26 protein-coding genes are annotated in these 23528 nt (G+C 30.6%); 13 read left to right on the forward strand and 13 right to left on the reverse strand.

Going from position 1 to position 23528, the window contains the following annotated elements; genetic code table 11:
* Positions 1-23: 23 nt before the first annotated feature.
* From AC3VI6_RS04050 to AC3VI6_RS04075, 6 genes are all read right to left on the reverse strand, one after another.
* Positions 24-1316: a DUF3987 domain-containing protein gene (locus tag AC3VI6_RS04050; RefSeq protein ID WP_497705248.1), complete on the reverse strand. Its 1293-nt coding sequence runs from the start codon at positions 1314-1316 to the stop codon at positions 24-26.
* Positions 1300-1686 (reverse strand): hypothetical protein, encoded by a 387-nt coding sequence (locus tag AC3VI6_RS04055; protein WP_497705249.1) that lies wholly within the window; start codon positions 1684-1686, stop codon positions 1300-1302. Before AC3VI6_RS04055 ends, AC3VI6_RS04050 begins: the two co-directional genes overlap by 17 nt.
* The gene (locus AC3VI6_RS04060; protein WP_497705250.1) at positions 1687-1974 is read right to left on the reverse strand and encodes a helix-turn-helix domain-containing protein; all 288 of its coding nucleotides are present in this window, start codon (positions 1972-1974) and stop codon (positions 1687-1689) included.
* Between the two features lie 88 nt (positions 1975-2062).
* On the reverse strand, positions 2063-2968 hold the full coding sequence (locus AC3VI6_RS04065) for a hypothetical protein (RefSeq protein ID WP_497705251.1): 906 nt from the start codon (positions 2966-2968) through the stop codon (positions 2063-2065).
* Entirely contained in the window at positions 2955-4229 is a 1275-nt protein-coding gene (locus AC3VI6_RS04070; protein WP_497705252.1) for a tyrosine-type recombinase/integrase, read from the reverse strand. The genes AC3VI6_RS04065 and AC3VI6_RS04070 overlap by 14 nt, the downstream gene beginning before the upstream one ends.
* A gap of 377 nt (positions 4230-4606) precedes the next feature.
* Entirely contained in the window at positions 4607-4909 is a 303-nt protein-coding gene (locus tag AC3VI6_RS04075; protein WP_497705253.1) for a hypothetical protein, read from the reverse strand.
* Positions 4910-5391: 482 nt separating this feature from the next.
* On the opposite strand from AC3VI6_RS04075, the gene AC3VI6_RS04080 reads away from it, so the two are divergent.
* The 5 genes from AC3VI6_RS04080 to AC3VI6_RS04100 all read left to right on the forward strand — a co-directional run bounded on the left by AC3VI6_RS04080 (position 5392) and on the right by AC3VI6_RS04100 (position 10530).
* Positions 5392-6516, forward strand: coding sequence for a hypothetical protein (locus AC3VI6_RS04080; RefSeq protein ID WP_497705254.1), 1125 nt, complete (start codon positions 5392-5394; stop codon positions 6514-6516).
* Positions 6517-6771: 255 nt separating this feature from the next.
* Positions 6772-6912 carry a hypothetical protein gene (locus tag AC3VI6_RS04085; protein WP_497705255.1) on the forward strand — a complete coding sequence of 47 codons (141 nt, stop codon included), beginning with the start codon at positions 6772-6774 and terminating at the stop codon, positions 6910-6912.
* A 56-nt stretch (positions 6913-6968) separates the two neighbouring features.
* Positions 6969-7652, forward strand: a complete 684-nt coding sequence (locus AC3VI6_RS04090; protein WP_497705256.1) for a hypothetical protein — start codon at positions 6969-6971, stop codon at positions 7650-7652.
* Between the two features lie 374 nt (positions 7653-8026).
* Positions 8027-9886 (forward strand): tetratricopeptide repeat-containing sensor histidine kinase, encoded by a 1860-nt coding sequence (locus AC3VI6_RS04095; RefSeq protein WP_497705257.1) that lies wholly within the window; start codon positions 8027-8029, stop codon positions 9884-9886.
* Positions 9883-10530 (forward strand): response regulator, encoded by a 648-nt coding sequence (locus AC3VI6_RS04100; protein ID WP_299001590.1) that lies wholly within the window; start codon positions 9883-9885, stop codon positions 10528-10530. The genes AC3VI6_RS04095 and AC3VI6_RS04100 overlap by 4 nt, the downstream gene beginning before the upstream one ends.
* 349 nt (positions 10531-10879) lie before the next feature.
* On the opposite strand, the gene AC3VI6_RS04105 is transcribed toward AC3VI6_RS04100, so the two are convergent.
* The 6 genes from AC3VI6_RS04105 to AC3VI6_RS04130 all read right to left on the reverse strand — a co-directional run bounded on the left by AC3VI6_RS04105 (position 10880) and on the right by AC3VI6_RS04130 (position 16284).
* A complete protein-coding gene (locus tag AC3VI6_RS04105; RefSeq protein ID WP_497705258.1) occupies positions 10880-12322 on the reverse strand; it encodes a PAS domain-containing protein in 1443 nt (480 codons plus the stop codon).
* Positions 12323-12449: 127 nt separating this feature from the next.
* Positions 12450-12887, reverse strand: coding sequence for a hypothetical protein (locus AC3VI6_RS04110; RefSeq protein ID WP_497705259.1), 438 nt, complete (start codon positions 12885-12887; stop codon positions 12450-12452).
* A gap of 31 nt (positions 12888-12918) precedes the next feature.
* On the reverse strand, positions 12919-14292 hold the full coding sequence (locus AC3VI6_RS04115) for an MBL fold metallo-hydrolase RNA specificity domain-containing protein (RefSeq protein ID WP_497706567.1): 1374 nt from the start codon (positions 14290-14292) through the stop codon (positions 12919-12921).
* 11 nt (positions 14293-14303) lie between these two features.
* Positions 14304-15146, reverse strand: coding sequence for a restriction endonuclease (locus AC3VI6_RS04120; RefSeq protein ID WP_497706568.1), 843 nt, complete (start codon positions 15144-15146; stop codon positions 14304-14306).
* Between the two features lie 24 nt (positions 15147-15170).
* Positions 15171-15557, reverse strand: coding sequence for a hypothetical protein (locus AC3VI6_RS04125; protein WP_435253723.1), 387 nt, complete (start codon positions 15555-15557; stop codon positions 15171-15173).
* Positions 15558-15696: 139 nt separating this feature from the next.
* Positions 15697-16284 (reverse strand): riboflavin synthase, encoded by a 588-nt coding sequence (locus AC3VI6_RS04130; protein WP_497705260.1) that lies wholly within the window; start codon positions 16282-16284, stop codon positions 15697-15699.
* Positions 16285-16347: 63 nt separating this feature from the next.
* On the opposite strand from AC3VI6_RS04130, the gene pdxA reads away from it, so the two are divergent.
* The 6 genes from pdxA (at position 16348) to accC (ending at position 21285) form a co-directional block, all read left to right on the forward strand.
* The gene (gene pdxA / locus AC3VI6_RS04135; RefSeq protein ID WP_497705261.1) at positions 16348-17382 is read left to right on the forward strand and encodes a 4-hydroxythreonine-4-phosphate dehydrogenase PdxA; all 1035 of its coding nucleotides are present in this window, start codon (positions 16348-16350) and stop codon (positions 17380-17382) included.
* Positions 17383-17456: 74 nt separating this feature from the next.
* Entirely contained in the window at positions 17457-17993 is a 537-nt protein-coding gene (locus tag AC3VI6_RS04140) for a YceD family protein (RefSeq protein ID WP_497705262.1), read from the forward strand.
* An 8-nt stretch (positions 17994-18001) separates the two neighbouring features.
* On the forward strand, positions 18002-18196 hold the full coding sequence (gene rpmF, locus AC3VI6_RS04145) for a 50S ribosomal protein L32 (RefSeq protein WP_047789948.1): 195 nt from the start codon (positions 18002-18004) through the stop codon (positions 18194-18196).
* Between the two features lie 150 nt (positions 18197-18346).
* Positions 18347-19342 carry a beta-ketoacyl-ACP synthase III gene (locus AC3VI6_RS04150; protein WP_274634965.1) on the forward strand — a complete coding sequence of 332 codons (996 nt, stop codon included), beginning with the start codon at positions 18347-18349 and terminating at the stop codon, positions 19340-19342.
* A 24-nt stretch (positions 19343-19366) separates the two neighbouring features.
* Positions 19367-19849: an acetyl-CoA carboxylase biotin carboxyl carrier protein gene (gene accB, locus AC3VI6_RS04155; RefSeq protein ID WP_028892217.1), complete on the forward strand. Its 483-nt coding sequence runs from the start codon at positions 19367-19369 to the stop codon at positions 19847-19849.
* 89 nt (positions 19850-19938) lie between these two features.
* Positions 19939-21285: an acetyl-CoA carboxylase biotin carboxylase subunit gene (gene accC, locus AC3VI6_RS04160; RefSeq protein WP_497705263.1), complete on the forward strand. Its 1347-nt coding sequence runs from the start codon at positions 19939-19941 to the stop codon at positions 21283-21285.
* Positions 21286-21344: 59 nt separating this feature from the next.
* Here the strand turns inward: accC and AC3VI6_RS04165 are convergent, their stop codons facing one another.
* Entirely contained in the window at positions 21345-22337 is a 993-nt protein-coding gene (locus AC3VI6_RS04165; protein WP_497705264.1) for a stealth family protein, read from the reverse strand.
* A 159-nt stretch (positions 22338-22496) separates the two neighbouring features.
* Between AC3VI6_RS04165 and AC3VI6_RS04170 the strand changes: the two genes are divergently transcribed.
* Together AC3VI6_RS04170 and AC3VI6_RS04175 are read left to right on the forward strand one after the other, a co-directional pair.
* Positions 22497-23057: a YeeE/YedE family protein gene (locus tag AC3VI6_RS04170; RefSeq protein ID WP_497705265.1), complete on the forward strand. Its 561-nt coding sequence runs from the start codon at positions 22497-22499 to the stop codon at positions 23055-23057.
* A gap of 1 nt (position 23058) precedes the next feature.
* Positions 23059-23472: a DUF6691 family protein gene (locus AC3VI6_RS04175; RefSeq protein ID WP_497705266.1), complete on the forward strand. Its 414-nt coding sequence runs from the start codon at positions 23059-23061 to the stop codon at positions 23470-23472.
* Positions 23473-23528: the final 56 nt, after the last annotated feature.

Below are 23528 nucleotides of genomic sequence, written 5' to 3' on the forward strand. Positions count from 1 at the left end.
AAAATGCAGATAGTGCAATTGTATTAATATAGTTTTTTATACTTTCCGTGATCTAGTTTTGTGAAAAGAACATCTATTTTATTTTTTAAAAAATCTTTAGTTGTTCTTTCAGGAATACCTAATTCATTACCAATTTTTACCATATCCTTTGTTTGAAAGACATACTCTAACTTTTTATAGAGTGTATTTTGTTTTTCATTTAATTCTTTTAGCGGGTCTTTATTATGAATTAAATTATGAACACGAATTGCGTTTTCAAAATAATACTCTACAATTTTTATTGCGCTATGAATAGTAAACAAATCTATTTTAAGCATATCCTTATTACAGTAATAAGAGTAAATAGCTTTTAAAATTATTGAGAATCTTAAAACATACACTTCATACTTTGCTAAAATAGCCGTATGTATTGGCAGGTTTGCGTAAAAATACTCTTTGCGTTTTGCGTTTTGCCAATCAATTAAATAATCTTTTGCTTCTTTAGTAAGTGTCATATATTCTATAGACCCCTTATCTAAAAACTCTTTTGTGTACAACGAATAAATAAAGTTGCTATACAATTTCATCAAAGAATCATCAATATCATTTTCATTCCATAAAAGAGGCTTGGGACTTCTATTTAATACAAACAACATTCTTTCTATAAAACCATTACTATCTCTATTATCATTTTTCAAGTTTGACAAAAGCTTTGTTTGTAAAGTCCCTATCAACCCAACAAAAGTATTATCAATCCTTACAGGCTCATCCCCTTTTCTATCAACTGTTATAGAATCACCACTCCATAAACTTAAATACATTTCTTGCTCTCCTGAACTTTTACTATACCTTCCAAAACTGTTTATCCAGCCAAATAACTCATCTACCACAATATTAACTCCCTTTAAGTTTAATGAATGAATTTTAAGCAATGACTCTGGGGTAAAGTCTTTTAAAACAGATTTTATATAAACTGGCTTATCTAATTGTTTTTTATTTTCATCATCTTGTAATTCATACTCCTTTAACTCATTCTTATATTTATCATACAATAAACTCTCCATTTCATATACTGGCTTAAATGCAAGCTTTAATGGATGAGATTTTCCATCACCTGCATCACCAACCAACGCAAAAAACAGATTACACTTTACATGAAAATTATCTTTAAGTCTTAATTGGTACTTGTTACCAATAGCAATTGAAGTTGCTGAAAAAATGGAACTAGCAAAGTACTCAACTGAACAATTCAAATACTCATCTGCCTCTTGAATTAACCTAATCAGATACTCTGGTAAAACCTCAATAGGAAAAGAACTATTAGCTTGATATTCCATAAATACAAGACTTAAAGTTTGTAACATTCTCTTCTTTGAGATCATTAAAAATCAATTTAATGTTAACCCCTACAAGGTTTTTATCTAGCTGATACAAACTATCTATACTTTGTTGTATTAGCTGCCACGGAAGTCTTGGGTCATTTTCAATAATTCGCTTTAGATTTTCAAAATCTCTCAATAACGAATCATTTTCCTTTATCAAGAATGGGTCTGACAGATAATTATACCTCCTCAATAAGCCTACTTGAAAATTATCAGCAACAATCAACAGATTATCATTAATAGAATTAGTATATTTACTTAGATTTTTACCTGAATTAGGTGCTCCTAGAGCGCCTTTTTCTTTTTTAGAGAATACTTTTTCCATCTATCCTCTAATTTTAACCAAAGCATTTTCTACTTCATTGCGCTTAAATCTTTTTTTATTTCCAATTCTATAAGCTACAAGAATTCCTTTTTTAGTCCAATCATCTACAGTAACTATTGCGATTGATAAAATTTCAGAGACCTCTTTTCTACTTACCCAAACAGTAGATTCTTTAGGTTGAAAATGCTCTTTAAAGGAGTTTAATTTTTCTTCTACTCCGTCTAAAATAGATTGCGTTAAATCTTGCGTTGTTGTGTGTAAAACTTGCGTTACTTTTTGCGTATTCATAATTTACTGTTTTAAATAATTATGATGCAAAAGTTTGAAAAAGTTAATTCGTTAAAAATTCGATTTTTTTCGTTTATTACGAATTATGTTAAAAATCTTTAGACTCAAGTAATAATTCAACCTCTTTTGATATGGTTTCAGATAGATGATTTCTACTTGCCATTTTATCTGGGTTTTTAATTTTTATATAATATTTATCTTCTAAAAACAATGCAAAATCTTTTAGAGTTACTTTTTTCTTAAATACTCTACCTCTTAGAGCTTCCTTTATACAAAAAAAATTATAAGCAACTGTTTGAAAACCTCTTTTACTTTCACCCTGTTCAGTAATTACATTTTCATTCAACAAAATCTTATGGAACAAATCTTCATATTCTTCCTCAACAAAAATTGTATGGTTTGAATCGTTTTTTTTATGCCATAGAAACTCTAAAATGAATTCTTGTGCTTCCAAAACCTCATTCATTCTATTATAGTCTCGAAAAAGATCAAATGATCTGCCTTGTAAAATTTTCCTAAAATCCCCTATAGATAAAGTTAAAAATGATAACACCAAATAATAATCTCTCTTCATAAGACTCAATATGTATTCATCTAAATCATTAAAACCTATAACTTTAATATCACCTTCTAGTTTATATCCCTTATAAATATCTGAATAGCTATCAAGCTCCTCATAGAACTCTTTACTAACTTTGTTCAAATAATTAATTTTTTCTTTTCTATTAGTTATTCTTGAAATCTCAGCTTTTATCTTAGGGATTTTAAGTTTGGGGATAGCCTCATAATTTTTCTCATCATATAACTCTTGTAAAATTTCTTTTAATATTTCGTCTTTAAAAGCCAGCCTATAATCACCCGATATATATCGTTCAGACCCTACATGGCACAATCCTTTATCAAGAAGAAAACTATTAAGCAATTCTCTATCTCTTCTTGTGTCTTCATCTATTTTTAAAAAATTAGAATATTTATATGTATTATTTCTTTTCATTAAAAAAATTATTATTTGCAATTTTCAACGCACGTTCTTTCTCTCCTATCTTTATGTAGTTTAGAAAAACTTGTTCTGAGGTATGACCACTTATAGCCATAATATCAAGAGTTGGCATATTATTAATATAGGCATTTGTACAAAATGATCTTCTTGCGGTATGATTAACAATCATATCGTACTTAAATTTTGTTTCAGAAACTTCTTTACCGCCTTTAACCTTTGTAAAAGTTAGCTTCTCTTTAATTTTTGCTTTTTCTCCAATAGTTTTAAGTGCTAAATTTATATGCTGGTCAGGCATTTTCTTTGGGAAATTACCTTTATACTTTTTAATCACTTCTTCAACCTTAGGGTGAATAGGTATAGAAATACTTCTATTCGTCTTTTTAACAATAAGTTTAAGTATTTTTCTCCCTTTGTAAACTTCAATATTATCTTTACTCAAGCTATTAAAATCTGAAACTCTCAAACCTGTATAAGCACCAATAATGAACAAATCTCTAGCAGTATCGAGAACTTTATTTTTTGATAAATCTAATTTCACCATGCGCTCTAGTTCTTCTTCATTCAAATAAATTTGAAATGAATTTTCACTTGGTCTAGTAAATTTCTTGCTCCTAAAAGTTAGATTATTATTTAGCCCTTGTTCGGTAGCTTCGTTTAAAAACACTTTTAAGATTTTTATAAACTTACCAATGGTATTTAAAGAATAATCTTTCTCTTCTAAGTAACTCAAAAAGCTATAATAAAAATCAAAGGTTATCGTATCAAAACTTAGCTTATAGTTTTCTGCTTTTTCAAACTCTTTTAGTAAATCAAGAGTTCTTTTATAATCTTTAATAGTTCTTTCAGATAAAGGTTTATTATTTACACTTGAAACCCTCCCTTTCGACTGGTCTATAAACTTTTTTATAAATTCATAAAACGTTAATTTTTTCTCAACTTTCTTTTTACCTAGATAAATTAAAATATCTTCTTTAAGCAATTCAATTATTTCATCTGTAGCATTGGTATCATAACTGTTTATTTTTTGAAAAATATACTTTTCAAAATCTACAAGCTTATTATTGATATAATCTTTAATTTCTGACACCTCTGTTCGATTGCGTACTTTTTGCTTTTCTTCATCCCAAAATTTAGGTTGAATTTTAAAAGAAGTCGATCCTCTCAACTTTTGCGTTGCAGAAAAATTAATACGATAATTTATAGAAGTTTCTTTTCGAGACTTTTTGTCCCGAATATAATATTTAAGTGTAGCCAATAAATTTGATTTTTACCTAAGCCAAATATATAAAAACCTTTTTTTGTGTCAGTATTTGTGTCAGTATTTTTTATAAAAGTCCGTTTTTAGTCATTTTTAAACAAAACACAAACCCTTTAAAAACAAGCTACACAAGCAATATTTAAGCGGGTTTTGTTATATTTAATAATATTTATACTGAGTTCATGTGGGACCACCTTTAAAGCTTCACTTTTTGTGAAGCTTTTTTGTTTCGTAAAAACCACAAAAACAAACACTTCCCTTACAAACATCAATAAAACTAACATTATTAGAAACCTCCTTTGCTTATCGGCACCCCCAAACCACTACCAAAAAACTAAAGGAAAATAGTTTTTGCAAGTAACTCAACGATAATATTATTCCTCCTTTTTTGATTGATTACTTTTAAATCCAATTCTCCTTCTTGACTCTTGATCTTTTTTTTCTAATTCCGCCTCTAATCTTTTATACCTACTTATATCTTTAATAGTTACAACAACGGCGGCTATATTGTTTTCATTATCTATTATAGGCCTTCCACTCAGTAAAACTCTCCTAATAGCATTCGTCTCTTTATTCAATAACAATACATCAATATCCTTGGTGATTTTACCTAGTAAAGCTAATTCTACAGAAAGATTTTGTGCTGGAAAAACTTTTCCATCATATGGATTTAACACTTTAAAATAGGTATGCAATATGAAAATTGGAAATTTGATTTAGAATTAGTAGATACAAAAAGAAGTTACGAAATTTACAAATACATAAAAAGAGATATTACAGAGATAAATAATAAACAAGTAACATTTATATTTTGAACTGAATATATTATTTAAAATCAAGATTCAAACGTCAGCTAATCTATATACTCTATTATGTTAGTAAAAGTAAAAACAGCTACAATTTTTCATATGTATCTACAAAAAAAATCACTATAAATAAGCTCTTTAACAAGTGGTTAAAAATCAATAAGTTTTTTCCGAATCCTTTACAAGTATGAATTACTTGGCATAGCAAATAACAAATTAATCGATTTCCTGTGTTTAGGAGTTAATAAAAACATCTTCACCTCTTTTGTTCGTACATAAAAAATGGTACAGATGCCCTATTTTTTAGCATTACATTTATGTGTAATATTGCTACACAAAATCTAAAAATAATTATGAGAACAAAATTATTTATATTAATGCTAGGCTTAGGCTCTTTACTCACTACTAATTCTCAAAATTTGGGAGACTTTGAACCCAAAGAACAACGCGGTGCTTACGGCTCTAGAAAATTTAAATCTAAAGATGTTTATATCGCTAATTTTTCAGTAAACTATCAGCTATATAATCTAAAAACTACAGAAACAAATGGTGGTTTTATGGGGAGAGCATTATCTGGTAAAACAAAAGCTTCTTTAGCTGTAGGTATGGATATTCCTGCTACTACACTGCAACAAATAACAGATGATGCTTACCAAAATTTTATACAAGATTTAAAATCAAAAGGATTTAATGTACTGAATGGAGATACAGCCGCAAACACAAAGTATTATGAAGGGTATCAACGTTTTGAAAATATGGAAATGAGCCTATCAGAGGTTCCTGGTATGATAACTGTTTACCCTAAAAATACTGTTTTTTTTGTAAAAGGATTTACCAATGACGGTAAGAAAAAGCAAGGTGGATTTTTAGGAAGTATCAATAGATTAAAAAATGATGACGGACGTAATAGCATTACTAGTGAAATACGTACATATTCAAAATTATCGTCAGAATTAAATGATGCTACCATTATTAATGCAGATGTATATGTGTTATTTCTTGACGTAAAAAAACCATATCAAGGTAGGGGAGCAAAGATTACTGCTAACACCAATTTACGTATTGCTGCGTATGAGCATGTAAAAAGTAGAGTAAAAAACAAATCGTTTACTACCAAAATAGGATTGACAGGAAAATCAAAGGAGAAAAATTACTTGTGTGTTTCGGCAATAGATTTTGTGTCAGGAAAACATAATATTGGTAGTTCGCCACTTGGTACGTACACGGGAGTACTAAAAAAAGATCTACAAATAAATGACGTAGTAGGTAAAGAAAAAATACAAGCTTTTGCAAAAACCGACACAGATTATATAGGCATAGAAACTGCTTTTGGAAAAATGTATAGAGCAGATAATATTTCGGTAGAAAACACTGCATTAATAAAAGCAAACGCTAATAAATACGAAAAAGGTGTAGCACAAGCTATTACAAAGTTTTTAGAACATCATGTGAATGAGTTTAACCGAAAGTTTTTTTAACATTAGTGTTTGTTTTTTAAGACTCTATATAAATAATATTCAAAAAAATCAATTATTATGAAAGTTAAAATTAAGGAGGCATGCATATTGTAGCTTATTTTTATAATAAGCACAAGTTATGCATCGCAAGAATTCCGTAAGCATATTAAGAAAAAGATTTAAAAAAAACACAGAATAACATTCGAGTCTTTTACTAATGGTAATGGTGATCTCCTATGATTTTAAGCTAATCAAGTCTTACTAGTGGGGCCTAACATGGTAATACAATCAGGCGGAACAAATACATATCAAACATATAATAAAAAGCATCTAATTGACGGTACTGCAATTAAAATAAGTAAACAAACTGGTAAAATTGAAATGCTTATTTACAGAGACGGCCCTGTTTTAACTTAATTAACCACGTTACTTTAGATTCATTAAGCCAATTTAAAATAAGAGTCAAAAATAATTTGCTACCGTTACTTAAAGAAGCACATCCAGAACTCAATAACAATTACAAAAAAACAATACCATTTAGTGATAATTGGAAAGTTTGGAACATGGAATTCACCCCAAACGAGCTACAAAAAGTAGAAGTGTATTTCATTGTAAACACCAACAATGCAAGAGTAAAGAAAGGTTATGAAAGCGAAAGTAAAAATGCATTTATTTATCTGTTAGAAAGCGGAAGTGTATGGAAAAACCCCATAAAACATGGTGATTTTTACATTGAATTAATGGACGAATTAAACGATTCTGATATAAAAGGACTTTCCTCAGGATTTGATTTTCGTTATAATGAAACACATAAACTATACACAGGCACAAAGACTAATTTTTCTCCTACACCAAAAGACAATTTAGTTATTACATATCACCAAAAAGAGGAGGCCTTTTCTTTTGAAAATATTTTATTAGAAGCCGAAAATTTATTTATAACTGTTGATAAATTAGCTATTATACCTTTAAATAACTTAACATACAACCCAATTGAAATTAAAAGCCCTTATGATGTAAAAGACTCTTATTGGATTAGTTTTCCTACTTTATTAGTTCTTTTTGTTACCTATTCACCCATTATTATAATAAGTATTTTATTTATCATTATAATTTGGGCAACCATAAAATGGTTAAAAATAAAAAGAAGAAAATAATAATTTTAAATATATGATTGCACTTACTCTTTTATTTATACTAATTTTTTGTTCTTTAGGTATTACTATAAAGCTACTTCTAATTTTTTTTCCGAATACAATAATCTTCATCTACTTAACAACAAAGAACTACAAAACCACTTTAAAGTTCTAAACACAAAAACTCTAGAAGACAAAATAAAAACCGACACAATTATTAACAAACAATTGATAGAAATTGAACAAAAAATTTCTGCCTTCAAAAATAAAAAAGAGTTAGAAATAGTGGTCGACTCTCTTAAACAACTACTCATAACCTCATTAAAACTACTTAAAAACAAATAGTTAATAATGAATAAATTAATACATTTACATAAAATAAACTAATGTATTTCATGCAATTAAAAAAGATCATAACGATTATTTTTATAGTTTTTTTCTCACTGAATTTACATTCACAAAGATTAACCTTATTAGATAGTATTAAACTAACTGTACAAAAAGAACCTAACTACAACAAAAAAATTAACCTTCTACAAGAAAACATTAAGAAAATATATACAACAAAATTTGATGAATCTATACAGTTAGCCCATTTTGGTTTAAAGCTTGCTAACAAAAACAATGACAAGATTAATAAGGGAGATTTTTTAAGAACAATAGGTCTTTCATTAGGAAAAAAAGGAAATATAGATAGTGCTTCCGTTTATTACCATAAAGCTTTAAAAGAATTGGAACAAAGTAATGATAACAAAAAGTTAGGGCTGTTATACGATGATATGGCTAGAATGTACAGAAAATTACAACAATCAGATAGGGCTTTATATTTTTATGACAAAGCATTAACTTTATATCAAAACGATTCTAATTTAGAAGGAATTGCCCGAATTAACAATGAAAGTGGAGCGGTTTTTAATGCTGAAGGAAATTATACAGAAGCTAATAAAAGATTTCTAAAATCACTACAAATACAACAGCAAAGAAACGATTCTCTTGGCATAGGTTACTCGCTAGAATTTCTTGGTAATAATCAACTCCTTATTAAAAACTATAAAAAGGCTGAAAGTTACTTACAACAAGCCTTAAAAGTTCGTCAAAAAGGAAAAGATGAATTTGCACTAATGCTTAATTATACTGCTTTAGGTGAGTATTACAAAGAAGTAAAAAAACATAAACTTTCTAATAATTATTTTGAAAAAAGCAACACTATTGCAAAAAAAATTAAATTTCCAGACATACAACGCTATAACTATCAGCAAATGATGAAAAACTATGAAGATGTTAATAATTATAAAAAGGCTTTTAATAACCTTAAAGCATTTAACATTCTTAACGATAGTTTATACAATATAGAAAAATTAAAAAATATAGAAGAAATTACAACTAAATACGAAACAGTTGAAAAAGAAAATCAAATACTACAACAAAAAGCTGAAATTGCAAAAAATAAACTTCATTTAAAAAATAGAAATTTATGGATTTTCGGGTTAACTACTTTAGCGGTAATTATTAGTGTCATTGGCTTTTTATTATACAAACAACAAGTGCTAAAAAATATTAAACAACAAAGAGAAAATGAACTAAAACTTGCTATTGAAAAAATAGAACATCAAAACAAATTACAAGAACAAAAATTATCTATTTCAAGAGATTTACACGATAACATTGGAGCTCAATTATCTTTTATTGTTGCTGCAATTAATACTATTAAATATTATCTTTCTGACAAAGATGAAAAATTAACTAGCAAATTAGATACTATAAAAGATTTTGCAAAAGTAACTACGCAAGAACTACGAGATACCGTTTGGGCAATGAATAAATCAGATATTTCTATTAAAGATTTACACTCTCGAATTGCAAATTTTATCGAAAAAGCGAAACAATCACAAAATAAAACTAATATAACTGTTAATGTAGATGAAAATTTTCCTGAAGATGTAACCTTTACATCCTTACAAGGACTGAATGCATTTCGCATTATTCAAGAGGCTACCAATAATGCTCTTAAATATGCAAAAGCTTCACAAATAACCATCCATATTTATAAAAAAGAAGATAATATATGTTTCTCTGTAAAAGATAACGGCAAAGGCTTTATAGAAAAAAACGTAGAATTAGGCAATGGATTATTGAATATGAGAAAACGATCCATAGAATTAAAAAGTCAACTCAACATACAAACTGAACTAGAAAAAGGGGTTGAAGTTTCATTTTGTTTTATAATTCCAAAAACAACAATACATAAGGTATGAAAACTAGAGTAGCCATTGTAGATGATAATAATTTTTTAATAAAAAGCACCAAAGAAAGCCTCTCTTTTTTTGAAGATATAAGCATCGTATTTACAGCCAACAACGGATTAGAATGCTTACAAAAACTTAGCGAAAATAAAAATACTGACCTGATATTAATGGATATTGATATGCCCAAACAAAATGGCATAGAAGCCACTGCATTAATAAAACGAAAATATCCGCAAGTAAAAATAATTATGCTTACTGTTTTTGATAATGACGAACAAATTTTTAATGCAATACAAGCAGGAGCAGATGGTTATTTATTAAAAGACGACGAACCAAAAACTCTTTATAATGCTATCACAAAAACCCTTACTGGTGGCGCTGTTATGACTCCATCTATAGCTCTTAAAGCACTAAATCTTTTACGCACTCCTTTATCTTTACAAAAAAATGAAGAAGAAAATGTAAAACTAACAAGTAGAGAAATTGAAGTCTTAGAACAATTAGCAACAGGGTTACCATATACCTCAATAGCTGAAAATTTGTTTATCTCACCATCAACAGTTAGAAGGCATATTGAAAATATATATAAGAAGCTACAAGTACACTCAAAGATTGAAGCGATTACCTTAGCAAAGAAGAAACGCTTAATATAAAACTTTAATCTATAGCAATATTTATAGGCATAAGATTCGTTACAAACTAATGCTTATCTTAATTTCACAATCCTTAATTTATATAAGAAAAATAGATGTTTTACATAAATTGCAACAATTACATACTTACATAATATTTTAAAACGCCTGCAACATTTTAAAGATTATATAAAGTAAAATGAAAGTAAATAAAAACCGAGATAAAATTAATCTTCAAAAAAACAAACACTTCCCTTGTAAACATCAATAAAACTAACATTATTAGAAACCTCCTTTGCTTATCGGCACCCCCTAACCACTCCCAAAAAACTAAAGGAAAATAGTTTTTGCAGGTAACTCAACGATAATATTATTCCTCCTTTTTTGATTCATCACTCTTAAATCCAATTCTCCTTCTTGACTCTTGATCTTTTTTTTCTAATTCTGCCTCTAATCTCTTATACCTACTTATATCTTTAATGGTTACAACAACGGCTGCTATGTTGTTTTCATTATCTATTATAGGCCTTCCACTCAGTAAAACTCTCCTAATAGTATTCGTCTCTTTATTCAATAACAATACATCAATATCGTTGGTAATTTTACCTAGTAAAGCTAATTCTGCAGATAGATTTTGAGCTGGAAAAACTTTTCCATCATATGGATTTAACACCTTAAAATGATCTGAAAAATCAATTGATATTTGAGAGTCATCTTCAATACCAAAAAGCTCGTTAGCAACCTCATTAGCTAACACAACTTGCTTTTCAGCATTAGCCACCAATACTCCATCACTAATATTTTCTATAATCATATTCAACTTTTGCTGATTCTCATACAAATCATTCATTCTTCTTTCATTCTCTTCTTGCAGCAACAAATCATTTGTAATATCTCTAACCACAGCATATAATGTTCCAGTAGCCGTATCAGAAGTAGCATTCCAAGACAGCCACTTAATACTTCCATCCTTACAAATCCAACGATTTTTAAAACTTACTAAATTCACTCCACCTTCTAACTTTTTAATCGCCTCCTTTGTCATTTCAATATCTTCAGGGAAGACATAAGTAGCGAACGGGTTATTCAACAATTCTTCATTAGTATACCCTAAAAGATTACTTAAAGAAGGGTTGACTCTTAAAAACCTTTCTTTAGATGCTATCACCAAACTATCTATTGAAATGTTAAAAAAAGTATCTGCCGCCTTTTGCGACTCCGTAATCATTTTTCTTTCTGTAATATCTGTAGATATACTTCCTATAGCATATACCCTATTAGAAATATCAAACAAAGGAAACTTTACCGATAAATATGTATGCTCTCCATCAGGCTGTTTAATTACCTCTTCTACTTGAATTTCTCTTCCCAACTTCATTGCCTCTAAATCGGCATCAAGATATTTATCAGCTAATTCTTCTGGCAAAATATCATGATCGGTTTTTCCTATTAAATCTTTATCATAGGCTTCAAAAATTGATTGATACTTCTTATTCACCAACATATACTCACCGTTTATTTTTTTCACGGAAATAGCATTGGTTGTATTTTCTATTATTGAGTGCAGTAATTTTTGACTTTTTAACAATTCTTCTTCCGATTTCTTTTTTGCTTTAAGCTGTGTTCTTAAAATAAAAAACACAGTTGTTAACATCCCTAAAATAACAACTATTAACCCCAGTGAAATCCAATTCCACAAACTATCATCCGTAGTGTTATTCATCTGTTTTAAGTAAACAACACCAAGTGCTACAACCATAAGACTATTTATAATATAGCCATACAAATTCTTTCTTTCCATTGAGGTTTTCATCTATACACGATATTTAATACACTAATATATTGAAATTTAAAAACATAAAATGATAACCCCTTATTTAAAATATTAAAAGATAAGCCTTCATAAAAAACGGAGCTAACAATTAGCTCCGTTTTTTTTGTTACTCAATTCTTTTTTTCTCTGATTTTGCGATTTCTTTCACAGTATTAAAGAGAGTTTCTTTTAAGCATCGATATCCTTTTAAGAACTCACTTACTTCAATAATTAATCTTCGGTGTTCATTTTTATAAACTTCTTCCTCTATTACTTGATCTACTCCATCTACCATTACTTCTAACCCTCTTTCATGAGCCTCTACAAGCTTAATTAATTCGTCTGTTTTTTTTCTAGATTTCCCTAACTCTTCAACTATTTTAGTTGTTCCCTTAAATTGATCAGGAGCTATTAATTCAAAAATATACTTTCTAATTAAATCTTCAAAAAAGAGTTGTTCATCTTTCAAAAAAGAAAGTTCAGACAGCCATTGTTTTGAGGTTGAATGCATATCTTCTGCACTCAACCACTCAACATATTTCACATATGTGTTTGTTGTTTTCATTGAGCTAGCTTTTACGATTAGACATTTCGTTTTATATCATTAACTCTTTTATAGCATGTAATTTTGGAATACAAACATTCCAATTTTTCTCTTTTTGTATTTTCACCCTAAAAGCATCTAAAGCTGTTTGTTCTCCATGAATAAGAAACACTTCTTCTGGTATGTTTTTTATCTCACTTAACCAATCTAACAAGTCTTGCTGATCTGCATGAGCAGATAAACTTTCTATACTTTTAACTCTTGCCTTTACAGGAAAATATCGTCCAAAGAACTTTATTTCATGACATCCTTCTTGTAATTGTCTTCCTCTAGCTCCTTCTGCCTGATACCCAACCAACAGAATCGTCGTAGTAGGATCATCAATCATTTGTTGTAAGTAAGTTAAAACCCTACCACCAGTTACCATACCGCTTCCTGCAATTATTATTTTAGATCTCGGATCATCAATAGTTTCCCAAGTTTCTCTATACGATTCTACAATAGTAATGTGATTACACATAGCTACATATTCATCCATCGGTAATTTATGCCATTGCGGATATCGTTTAAAAACCTCTAAAACATTATTCCCCATCGGGCTATCTACAAAAATGGGAATGTTTGGGATTTTATTTTTCTTATACAACTTCCATAAAACATACATTAACATTTGTAAACGCTCAACAGCAAAACTAGGAATGATTAAGCTTCCTTTTTGCACAATGGTTTTTTTAATCGTTTCTGATAAAATTTCTTCTATATCTTCTGTGGGATGCAGTTTATGACCATAAGTACTTTCTAAAAAAAGATAATCTGCCCACTCAGGTTTTTTGGGTTTTTCTAACAAATAATCATTTTGCCTTCCAATATCTCCAGAAAACACAAATCGCTTTTTGTTGATATTTAATTCTATGAAAGTAGCTCCTATGATATGTCCGTTATATTGAAATCTATATAATATTTCATCTGAAAAAGAAATCCATTCTCCTTCCTCTACAGCTTCAAATAAGGTTATTGTTTTTTCAGCTTCAGCAATTGTATAAAAAGGAAGTACAGGATTATGTTTACTATAATGTTCTAGAGCTGCTTTTTCTGCTTCTTCTTCGTGAATCTTTGCGCTATCTTTTAAAATAATTCCTGCAATCGCTAAAGTAGGGGCTGTTCCAACAATCCTTCCTCTAAATCCTTGTTTGTACAATCTTGGCAAAAACCCTACATGATCTAGATGCCCGTGTGTTAATAGTACTATATCGATTTGGTTTACATCTACAGGAAGTTCTTTCCAATTTAACTCTCTAAGCTCTTTGAGTCCTTGAAACATACCGCAATCAATCAAAATTTTCTTACCGTACGCTTCGAGCAAAAACTTTGATCCTGTAACTGTACCTGCTGATCCTAAAAAATGAACTTTAGCAAAATTAAGCATCATTACTTGTTTTAAGCGTTACACAATTGTTGTATTTCTGCAAGAATTCTTTTCTTTCTAGTATCAGAAACCCCTAAATGATCTAAGTAAAAGCTATCTTTTATTAACTCTCTGCACAGTACTACATCTCTATTTAATAAAAACTGCTTTTCTCTATTTGTCAGTAAAGTTGAAACCGTAATAGGGTACAGTCCTAAACGATCAATTATATCCTTTAAACTATTTTCCAGAGGATAGTCCCAACTTAACAGGTATAATCCAGCACAATTACCATACTGAGTTGCATCTTTAGTAAACCTTGTATTTGTTACAACCCAACCTTGAGTCAAAGTTGTATCGTGTTTTTTAAATGTATTCCAATGGTTTTTAACATCGCGATAACGAGAATGAACATACAAAGGAACTTTAACATTACAAACGAGACCTTCCTCACTATGAAACTTACACTCTACAACGGTGGTTTCATTATTCTTATGTGCTATTATATCTACTTCGTGTTGTACACATTCACCTTGTAAAATTTCTCCCACAGCTACCTTATACCCTGAATATTTTAAAATAGCTCCTATAAAATGTTCAAAAGGAAAACCAGTGGGACCTAACTCATATATAGCCTTCTTTAACTTATACCTTGAAGCAAATACATTTTTCTTTTTCTTCAATAAAGCAAAGGCTCTATTATAAATTTCTTTTGTGGTTATTCCTTCATACAATTCATCATGAACGGTTTCTAAAATAGAAGCTACCACTTCATCATCGGCTCCAGTTCGTTTTAAAGATTTTTTCAACTTGGTGAGTGAAAACTGCACTACTTCTCCAGAACTCTTTACTATTGAAATTTTATCAGTATTCATTTTCATATTTAATGCAAATTCAGTTTAAAAAGGCACTATTCCGTAGGCTTCATTCAACAAAAACAATCCTAAAAAGAACAATAAAACATATATAGCTTGTATAAACTTTAAATTGGTTTGTTTTAATAAGTTGATGGTTTGTTTTGGAAAAGTGAAGAGAATAATTCCTTTAATTAAGGCTAACCAACCAAATAAGGTTATTAATAGTTTAATGTTTGGTTCCCAAATATTATGAGCTAAGACATTAAGTAACCCTATAATAATTGCAAAAAGCGAAAGGATAATTAAGAATCGGGCATCTTGTAAGTTATCTACTATTTGTTTTACCCTTTTCGGATTAAAACTCAAAACAAAGAAGAAAATAATACAATACCAGCCCCAAAATTTCAACAAAAAAACCGATATATCCATAACTTATAGCTTTATACACTTTCTCAAAGATACGAATATAACACGCTGATTTTCATGATTTTTGTCATGAAAAAAGAAAAAACCATAAACATATCGAAATATATTTATGGTTTTTATAATTATTGGAGGTTTTCTCCTATTATCTAAACTGAGTTAACCTAGCAACATACTTTCCTATAACATCAAACTCTAAGTTTACTTTGCTACCAATTGTAAAATTTTTAAACGTAGTATGCTCAAAGGTATAAGGGATTATTGCCACACTAAATTCATCTTTTTTAGAGTTTACAACTGTTAAACTCACTCCGTTAATGGTAATAGAACCTTTTTCAATCGTTACATTACTTCCATCAAAATCGTAAGAAAACGTAAAAACCGTGCTCCCATCAGCATCTTCAATATTTTTACAAACCCCAGTTCCGTCTATATGTCCTTGTACAATATGACCGTCTAAACGAGCACCTAATTTCATCGCTCTTTCAAGGTTCACCTCTTCACCTACTTGTAAATCGCCAATATTGGTTTTGTCTAAAGTTTCTTTTATTGCTGTTACTGTATACTCATCATTATTAATTGCCACTACTGTTAAACAAACTCCATTATGAGCCACACTTTGATCTATTTTTAACTCGTTGGTAATTGTACTTTGAATTGTAAGGTGTAAATTTTCTTTTTCACGCTCTATTCCTTTAACCGTTCCAAGAGTTTCTATTATTCCGGTAAACATTCTATAAAAATTTAGTTACTTTTGTTAGCATCAAAAATACAACTTTACCTACGAAAGTAAACTATGGATAAAGCAAACAAAATTATTGTTGGAATTTCAGTTGGAGACATCAACGGAATTGGTATCGAAATTATTTTAAAAACTTTTGAAGACAAACGAATGTTAGATTTCTGTACCCCTGTGTTGTTTGCTTCAAACAAACTGATTTCATACCACAAAAAAGCGTTGAATCTTAATAATAGTGTCCACGGAATTACTTCGATAGATAAATTAGTTCACGGAAAAATCAATTTACTGAATGTTTGGAAAGAGGAGGCTAAAATTGATTTAGGTAAAATTACTGAAGAAGGTGGTAAATATGCTTTAAAATCTTTGCAAGGAGCAGTAGCTGCTTTAAAGAAAAATCAAGTTGATGTTTTACTTACCGCTCCTATTAGTAAAGAGAATATACAATCAGAAGAATTTAACTTTCCAGGTCATACAGAATACTTGGAAGAGAACATAGACGGAAAAAGCTTGATGGTTTTAATGACGGATGAATTGCGTATTGGTTTAATAACAGGACATATTCCTGTTTCAAAGGTTGCCGAAACCATTACTCCAGAGCTTATCAAGTCGAAAGTTGACATCATGTATAATTCATTAAAGCAAGATTTCAACATCAACAAACCTAAAATTGCCATTTTAGGACTAAATCCTCATTGTGGAGATAACGGAATTATAGGTACTGAGGACGATGAAATTATTCGCCCAACGATTGCCGAAATTAAAGAATCTGGTAAGTTAGTTTTTGGGCCGTATGCAGCTGATGGTTTCTTTGGCTCTAAAACTTACGAACAATTTGACGGTGTTTTAGCCATGTATCACGATCAAGGGTTAGCTCCTTTCAAAGCTTTATCGTTTGGAAATGGTGTAAATTTCACCGCAGGGTTAACTAAAGTAAGAACCTCTCCAGATCACGGAACGGGATTTGATATCGCAGGTAAAAATAAAGCAAATGAAACGTCGTTTAAAGAAGCTTTATTTACCTCATTACAAATATTTAAGAACCGAAAAGAGTATCAAGAACTTACTAAAAATGCTTTAAACATAAAATAGTGCATTTTTTTTACACAAAATATAAAAGTAAAAACATTTTTTATATCTTTGCACGCTCAAATTGATAGTTGTAGATGAAAGACTTAAAACAATTCAACATACCTTTTGTAGGTTTAAAAGAAGGAAGTCATTTATTTGAATATCAAATTGACAAAACGTTCTTTGAAGCTTTTCAGTTTGATGAATTTAATGACGTAAACATTAAAGCTGATATTACTTTTGTAAAAAAGAGCACTTTATTTGAGCTTAATTTTACCATAACCGGAACCGTTAATGTTCCTTGTGATGTCACTAATGAATTGTTTGACTTACCTATTGATGGTAGTTTAGACTTAGTTGTTAAATTTGGCCCTGAATTTAATGACGAACACGATGAAATTTTGATACTTCCACACGAAGCATATCAAATTAACGTTGCACAATATCTATATGAATTAATTGTGTTATCGGTTCCAACCAAAAGAGTACACCCAAGTGTAACTGATGGTTCAATGCAGTCAGATGCTTTAAAGAAATTAGAAGAATTAAGAATAAACGAAGAAAAAACTGTTGAAGAAGACTCAACAGACCCAAGATGGGATAAATTAAAGGATTTACTAACAGATAAATAAGACATAAAATGGCACATCCAAAGAGAAAAATATCTAAAACTAGAAGAGACAAAAGAAGAACTCACTATAAAGCTTCTGTTCCTCAAATAGCTGTTGATCCTACAACTGGAGAAGCTCATTTATACCACAGAGCTCACTGGCATGAAGGAAAACTTTATTACAGAGGTCAAGTAGTATTAGAAAGCGCTGCTGCTGAGGCTTAAGAACTAGTTTAAAAAATTAAAAAACCCTCTATTTTGAGGGTTTTTTTATGTTTTTACGTCAAAAAATGTATTTTTTGATGTTTTTTTCTACAAAAAAGTGAAATAATTTTCATTACTTTGAAAACTCGTTTTACTACAAAACAAACAACTATGACTAAAATAACTGCAGCTATATCGGCGGTAGGAAAATATATTCCCGAGTACGCTCTAACTAACAAAGAGCTAGAAACAATGGTAGATACCAACGATGAATGGATTACCAGCAGAACAGGAATCAAAGAACGAAGAATCTTAAAAGGAGAAGGTCTTGGAACTTCTTACATGGCTATTAAAGCAGCCGAAGATTTACTACAAAAATCAAATACAAACCCTGAAGAAATAGACATGGTAATCGTAGCAACCGCTACACCAGATATGCCAGTAGCTTCTACAGCTGTATATACTGCCTCTAAAATTGGAGCAGTTAATGCTTTCTCATACGATTTACAAGCTGCTTGTTCTAGTTTCTTATATGGTATGTCTACTGCTGCTAGATATATTGAAAGTGGTCGTTATAAAAAGGTATTATTAATTGGTGCTGATAAAATGTCATCAATTATTGATTATACTGATAGAGCTACTTGTATCATTTTTGGTGATGGTGCAGGCGCTGTTTTATTTGAACCAAATAATGATGGTTTAGGATTGCAAGACGAATACTTAAGAAGTGACGGTATTGGTCGTGAATTCTTAAAAATTGATGCAGGTGGATCAATCTTACCTCCATCAGAAGAAACCATAAAAAACAAGCAACACTTTGTTCACCAAGAAGGTAGAACAGTATTTAAGTTTGCTGTATCAAACATGGCAGATGTTTCTGAAAAAATGTTAACCAGAAACAACTTAACAAAAGAAGATATTCAGTGGTTAGTTCCACATCAAGCTAATAAAAGAATCATCGAAGCTACTGCTAACAGAGTTGGCTTAGAAGATGACAAAGTAATGATGAATATTCACAAGTACGGAAATACTACTTCTGCTACTTTACCGTTATTACTTGCCGACTATGAAAAAGAGTTGAAAAAAGGAGATAATTTAATTTTTGCTGCATTTGGTGGTGGTTTCACTTGGGGAGCTATCTACTTAAAATGGGCATATAACTCATAAACTAAACAACTAAAATTTAGGAAAATGGACATTAAAGAAATTCAAAGTCTTATAAAATTTGTAGCAAAGTCAGGTGCAAGTGAAGTAAAACTAGAGATGGAAGATATTAAAATCACCATTAAAACTGGAGGCGAAGCTGCTGAAACTACTATTATTCAAGCTGCTGCTCCTATGGCTCAAGCTCCTCAAATGATGGCTCAAGCTCCTGTTGCTCAACCAGCAGCACCAGCTGCAGCTGCTCCTGCTAACACTGAAGACGACTCAAAATATGTAACTATAAAATCACCTATCATTGGTACTTTCTACAGAAAGCCTTCTCCAGATAAACCTAATTTTGCTGAAGTAGGAACTGAAGTAAAAGTTGGTGATACTGTTTGTATTATTGAAGCAATGAAATTATTTAACGAAATTGAATCAGAAGTATCTGGTAAAATCGTTAAAGTATTGGTAGATGACTCTTCTCCAGTAGAATTTGATCAACCATTATTCTTAGTAGACCCATCATAATTTTTGGTTTAGAAGTTTTAAGTTTAGAAGTTTAGTACATAACTAAACTCTTAAACACCTAAACCCAATAAACTCATAAACTAAAAGACATGTTTAAAAAGATATTAATTGCCAATAGAGGCGAAATCGCGCTACGTGTAATTAGAACCTGTAAAGAGATGGGTATTAAAACAGTGGCTGTTTATTCTAAAGCAGATGCTGAAAGTTTACACGTACGATTTGCTGACGAAGCGGTTTGTATTGGACCTGCTCCAAGTAGCGAATCATACCTAAAAATGGATCGTATCATTGCTGCTGCTGAAATTACAAATGCTGACGGAATCCACCCAGGATACGGTTTCTTAGCCGAAAATGCTAAGTTTTCAAGATTATGTGAAGAGCACGATATTAAGTTCATCGGAGCTTCTCCTGAAATGATTGACCGTATGGGAGATAAAGCGAATGCTAAAGCTACCATGAAAGCTGCGGGTGTACCTTGTGTACCAGGTAGTGACGGTGTTATCACCACTTTTGAAGAATGTGAAAAAATCGCTAAAGAAACAGGATATCCTGTAATGTTAAAAGCTTCTGCTGGTGGTGGTGGAAAAGGAATGCGTGCTGTTTGGAAAGCAGAAGATTTAAGAGATGCTTGGGATTCTGCAAGACAAGAATCTAAAGCTGCTTTTGGAAATGACGATATGTATATGGAGAAATTAATTGAAGAGCCTCGCCATATAGAAATCCAGGTAGTAGGTGATGCTTACGGTAAAGCTTGTCACTTATCTGAAAGAGATTGTTCAGTTCAACGTCGTCACCAAAAATTAACTGAGGAAACTCCTTCTCCATTCATGACAGAAGAATTACGTGATGCTATGGGAGCTGCTGCTGTAAAAGCTGCAGAATACATTAAGTATGAAGGTGCTGGTACAGTTGAGTTCTTAGTAGACAAACACCGTAACTTCTACTTTATGGAGATGAATACTCGTATTCAAGTAGAGCACCCTATTACTGAAGAAGTAGTAGATTACGATTTAATTCGTGAACAAATCTTAGTTGCGGCTGGTGTGCCAATTTCTGGTAAAAACTACAAGCCACAATTACACTCAATTGAATGTAGAATTAACGCAGAAGATCCTTATAACGGATTTAGACCTGCTCCAGGAAAAATAATTTCTTATCATGCTCCAGGTGGTCATGGTGTTCGTATCGATACTCATGTATACGCTGGGTATATGATTCCTCCAAACTACGATTCTATGATTTCTAAGTTAATTGTTACTGCACAAACTCGTGAAGAAGCAATCAACAAAATGAAACGTGCATTAGATGAGTATGTTATTGAAGGTGTAAAAACTACAATTCCTTTCCACAGACAATTAATGGATCATCCAGATTACGTAGCGGGTAATTATACCACTAAGTTCATGGAAGATTTTGAAATGGAAAAACAATCATAAAAAAAAGCCTAATGTTTAAAAACATTAGGCTTTTTTAATGTAAAAGGTTCTACTACCTCCTATTTTTCAAAACTCGATTTTTCAGGCAAGATACTCTCAAAAGCATCGTGTATTTCTTGCATTACTTTATCGTAGTTTCTTATGTGTATATTATCGTTTAAACAAACCAGTTTATACGATTGTTCTCTAACAGCCTTAATTGCTTGTTTCGACTTTATAACCAAAGAAAACATCTTAGTATCTTGATACGTATTATACGGTATAAAGTTAGATTTACATATCTGCCAAGTCTTAAATAACTCAGGCGTGTAGTCGTTATCGCTTCTAAATCTGTGTGTAGACATTCCTGTAAGTTCATTTCCACAGTGTTTCCAAACATCTTCAAAAGTAGACTTTAAAAAAGGCTGTGCGTTGTGTGGTGTACGAAGAGTTACAAACTTGTTGTAGTACTTTAATAGTTTTGTAATTCTTGCTCGTGAACCATATGAAGGGTGAAACCATTTATCGTGATCTCTTTTAAAAACTTCTTTCTTATCAAAATGTTTATTGATAAGTCGAATGTTATTTTTTAACATTTTCTCGAATTGAGAAATACCTGTATTGGTTCTAAAAGTGGCAATATCTTTTGGTAATCCATTTTCAAAAAAACGCGTTTCAGGAATATCATTTATGATAAAAAAGTCGTCGTTGAAATACACAAATTGCTCTGACAAATCAGGAATTTTGTGCATATAAATCTCAATTAAATTAGAGTTAAAAACTGGTAAATATTCCTCTGGAATAAAATCAGAATGACTTACTAAATTAATCTTAGGATGATTTTCATCTAACCATTCAGGTTTCTGTCCGCTAGTTACAAAATGAATTTTTCTAACCCAAGGAGCAAACTTCTCAACACCTCTAAACCAATATTTTAAAAAACCGTGATCACGAAAACGTGCTTCTGATTTTTCGTTAACAGAATTATCTATTTTATCAGAAAATTTTGAAAACTCTTTAATCCATTTAGGGTCATCCATATCAACCCAAGTAACCACAAAATCTATTCCCATCTTATACTAAAATTAAGTAAACTTTCTAGGGTTCAAAAGTACTTCTTTTTAAATAAACTCTCTAAATTATTGAAAAATATAGATCGTGTAATCTTACCATACAAACGTTAAAACAAGAATTATCCGTTATATTTGCACTTTATAAAACAACTCTGTTAAATGGATTTTATCTTACAACCTTGGCCTTGGTATGTATCTGGACCACTTATTTCGTTGATACTTTTCTTATTTTTTTACTTCGGAAAAAACTTTGGCGTATCTACTAACTTAGAAACCATGTGTACTATGGCTGGTGCTGGCAAAGTATCTGATTATTTTAAAAAAGACTGGAAAGAACGCGATTGGGCTATTGTATTTTTAGTTGGTTTATTAATTGGAGGATATATAGCAATTAACTTTTTATCTGCTACTCCTGGAGTTGATTTAAATCCTACCACCGTTAACGAATTAGCTGAATTAGGTTTTGCTGATGCTGGAAAAACGTATGTACCAAATGAAATTTATAGTATAGAAAACATGTTAACCTTAAAAGGTTTTGCCATTTTGTTAGTTGCCGGAATTTTAATTGGTTTCGGAACGCGTTATGCTGATGGTTGTACCTCAGGACACGCTATTACAGGATTGAGTAGCTTTCAGTTACCTTCTTTAATTGCTGTAATTGGTTTTTTTACAGGTGGTTTAATTATGATTTGGGTACTTTTCCCTTTAATATTTGGTTAAGATGAAGAATTTGAAATTTTTAATTATTGGTATAGTTTTCGGAATTATTTTATCAAAATCAGAAGCTGTTTCTTGGTATCGTATTTATGAAATGTTCAAATTTCAATCATTTCATATGTACGGAATTATTGGCTCTGCCGTAGCTATTTCTGCAGTTTTTATGTATTTCTTTAAAAGTGGAAAAATTAAAGATTACTTAGGTAACCAAATCAATATTAAAGAAAAGAAAAAAGGCTTTATTAGAACTTTAGTTGGAGGTACAATCTTCGGGTTGGGTTGGGCGTTAGCAGGTGCATGTCCTGGTCCTATTTTTGTGTTAATCGGACATGGAATAGCACCAATGATTATTGTGCTTTTAGGTGCTCTTTTAGGTGCGTTTATTTATGGATTGTTGAGTAAGAAATTACCTAATTAAGTGTTCTAACATGAAAAAACTAATTTGAGCATTTTTTTAGCCTTCATTTTATTTTA

It is taken from the genome of Tenacibaculum sp. TB-56 (genome assembly GCF_059716275.2).

Coding starts and splice junctions, on each gene's coding strand:
- AC3VI6_RS04050 (WP_497705248.1), bottom strand. CDS start 1,316: ATGGAATATCAAGCTAATAGTTCTTTTCCTATTGAGGTTTTACCAGAG.
- AC3VI6_RS04120 (WP_497706568.1), bottom strand. CDS start 15,146: ATGAATACTGATAAAATTTCAATAGTAAAGAGTTCTGGAGAAGTAGTG.
- AC3VI6_RS04150 (WP_274634965.1), top strand. CDS start 18,347: ATGACTAAAATAACTGCAGCTATATCGGCGGTAGGAAAATATATTCCC.
- rpmF (WP_047789948.1), top strand. CDS start 18,002: ATGGCACATCCAAAGAGAAAAATATCTAAAACTAGAAGAGACAAAAGA.
- AC3VI6_RS04060 (WP_497705250.1), bottom strand. CDS start 1,974: ATGAATACGCAAAAAGTAACGCAAGTTTTACACACAACAACGCAAGAT.
- AC3VI6_RS04085 (WP_497705255.1), top strand. CDS start 6,772: ATGGTAATACAATCAGGCGGAACAAATACATATCAAACATATAATAAA.
- AC3VI6_RS04125 (WP_435253723.1), bottom strand. CDS start 15,557: ATGGATATATCGGTTTTTTTGTTGAAATTTTGGGGCTGGTATTGTATT.
- accB (WP_028892217.1), top strand. CDS start 19,367: ATGGACATTAAAGAAATTCAAAGTCTTATAAAATTTGTAGCAAAGTCA.
- AC3VI6_RS04065 (WP_497705251.1), bottom strand. CDS start 2,968: ATGAAAAGAAATAATACATATAAATATTCTAATTTTTTAAAAATAGAT.
- AC3VI6_RS04100 (WP_299001590.1), top strand. CDS start 9,883: ATGAAAACTAGAGTAGCCATTGTAGATGATAATAATTTTTTAATAAAA.
- AC3VI6_RS04140 (WP_497705262.1), top strand. CDS start 17,457: ATGAAAGACTTAAAACAATTCAACATACCTTTTGTAGGTTTAAAAGAA.
- AC3VI6_RS04105 (WP_497705258.1), bottom strand. CDS start 12,322: ATGAAAACCTCAATGGAAAGAAAGAATTTGTATGGCTATATTATAAAT.
- AC3VI6_RS04130 (WP_497705260.1), bottom strand. CDS start 16,284: ATGTTTACCGGAATAATAGAAACTCTTGGAACGGTTAAAGGAATAGAG.
- AC3VI6_RS04115 (WP_497706567.1), bottom strand. CDS start 14,292: ATGCTTAATTTTGCTAAAGTTCATTTTTTAGGATCAGCAGGTACAGTT.
- AC3VI6_RS04055 (WP_497705249.1), bottom strand. CDS start 1,686: ATGGAAAAAGTATTCTCTAAAAAAGAAAAAGGCGCTCTAGGAGCACCT.
- AC3VI6_RS04080 (WP_497705254.1), top strand. CDS start 5,392: ATGAGAACAAAATTATTTATATTAATGCTAGGCTTAGGCTCTTTACTC.
- AC3VI6_RS04110 (WP_497705259.1), bottom strand. CDS start 12,887: ATGAAAACAACAAACACATATGTGAAATATGTTGAGTGGTTGAGTGCA.
- AC3VI6_RS04170 (WP_497705265.1), top strand. CDS start 22,497: ATGGATTTTATCTTACAACCTTGGCCTTGGTATGTATCTGGACCACTT.
- AC3VI6_RS04165 (WP_497705264.1), bottom strand. CDS start 22,337: ATGGGAATAGATTTTGTGGTTACTTGGGTTGATATGGATGACCCTAAA.
- AC3VI6_RS04095 (WP_497705257.1), top strand. CDS start 8,027: ATGCAATTAAAAAAGATCATAACGATTATTTTTATAGTTTTTTTCTCA.
- AC3VI6_RS04175 (WP_497705266.1), top strand. CDS start 23,059: ATGAAGAATTTGAAATTTTTAATTATTGGTATAGTTTTCGGAATTATT.
- accC (WP_497705263.1), top strand. CDS start 19,939: ATGTTTAAAAAGATATTAATTGCCAATAGAGGCGAAATCGCGCTACGT.
- pdxA (WP_497705261.1), top strand. CDS start 16,348: ATGGATAAAGCAAACAAAATTATTGTTGGAATTTCAGTTGGAGACATC.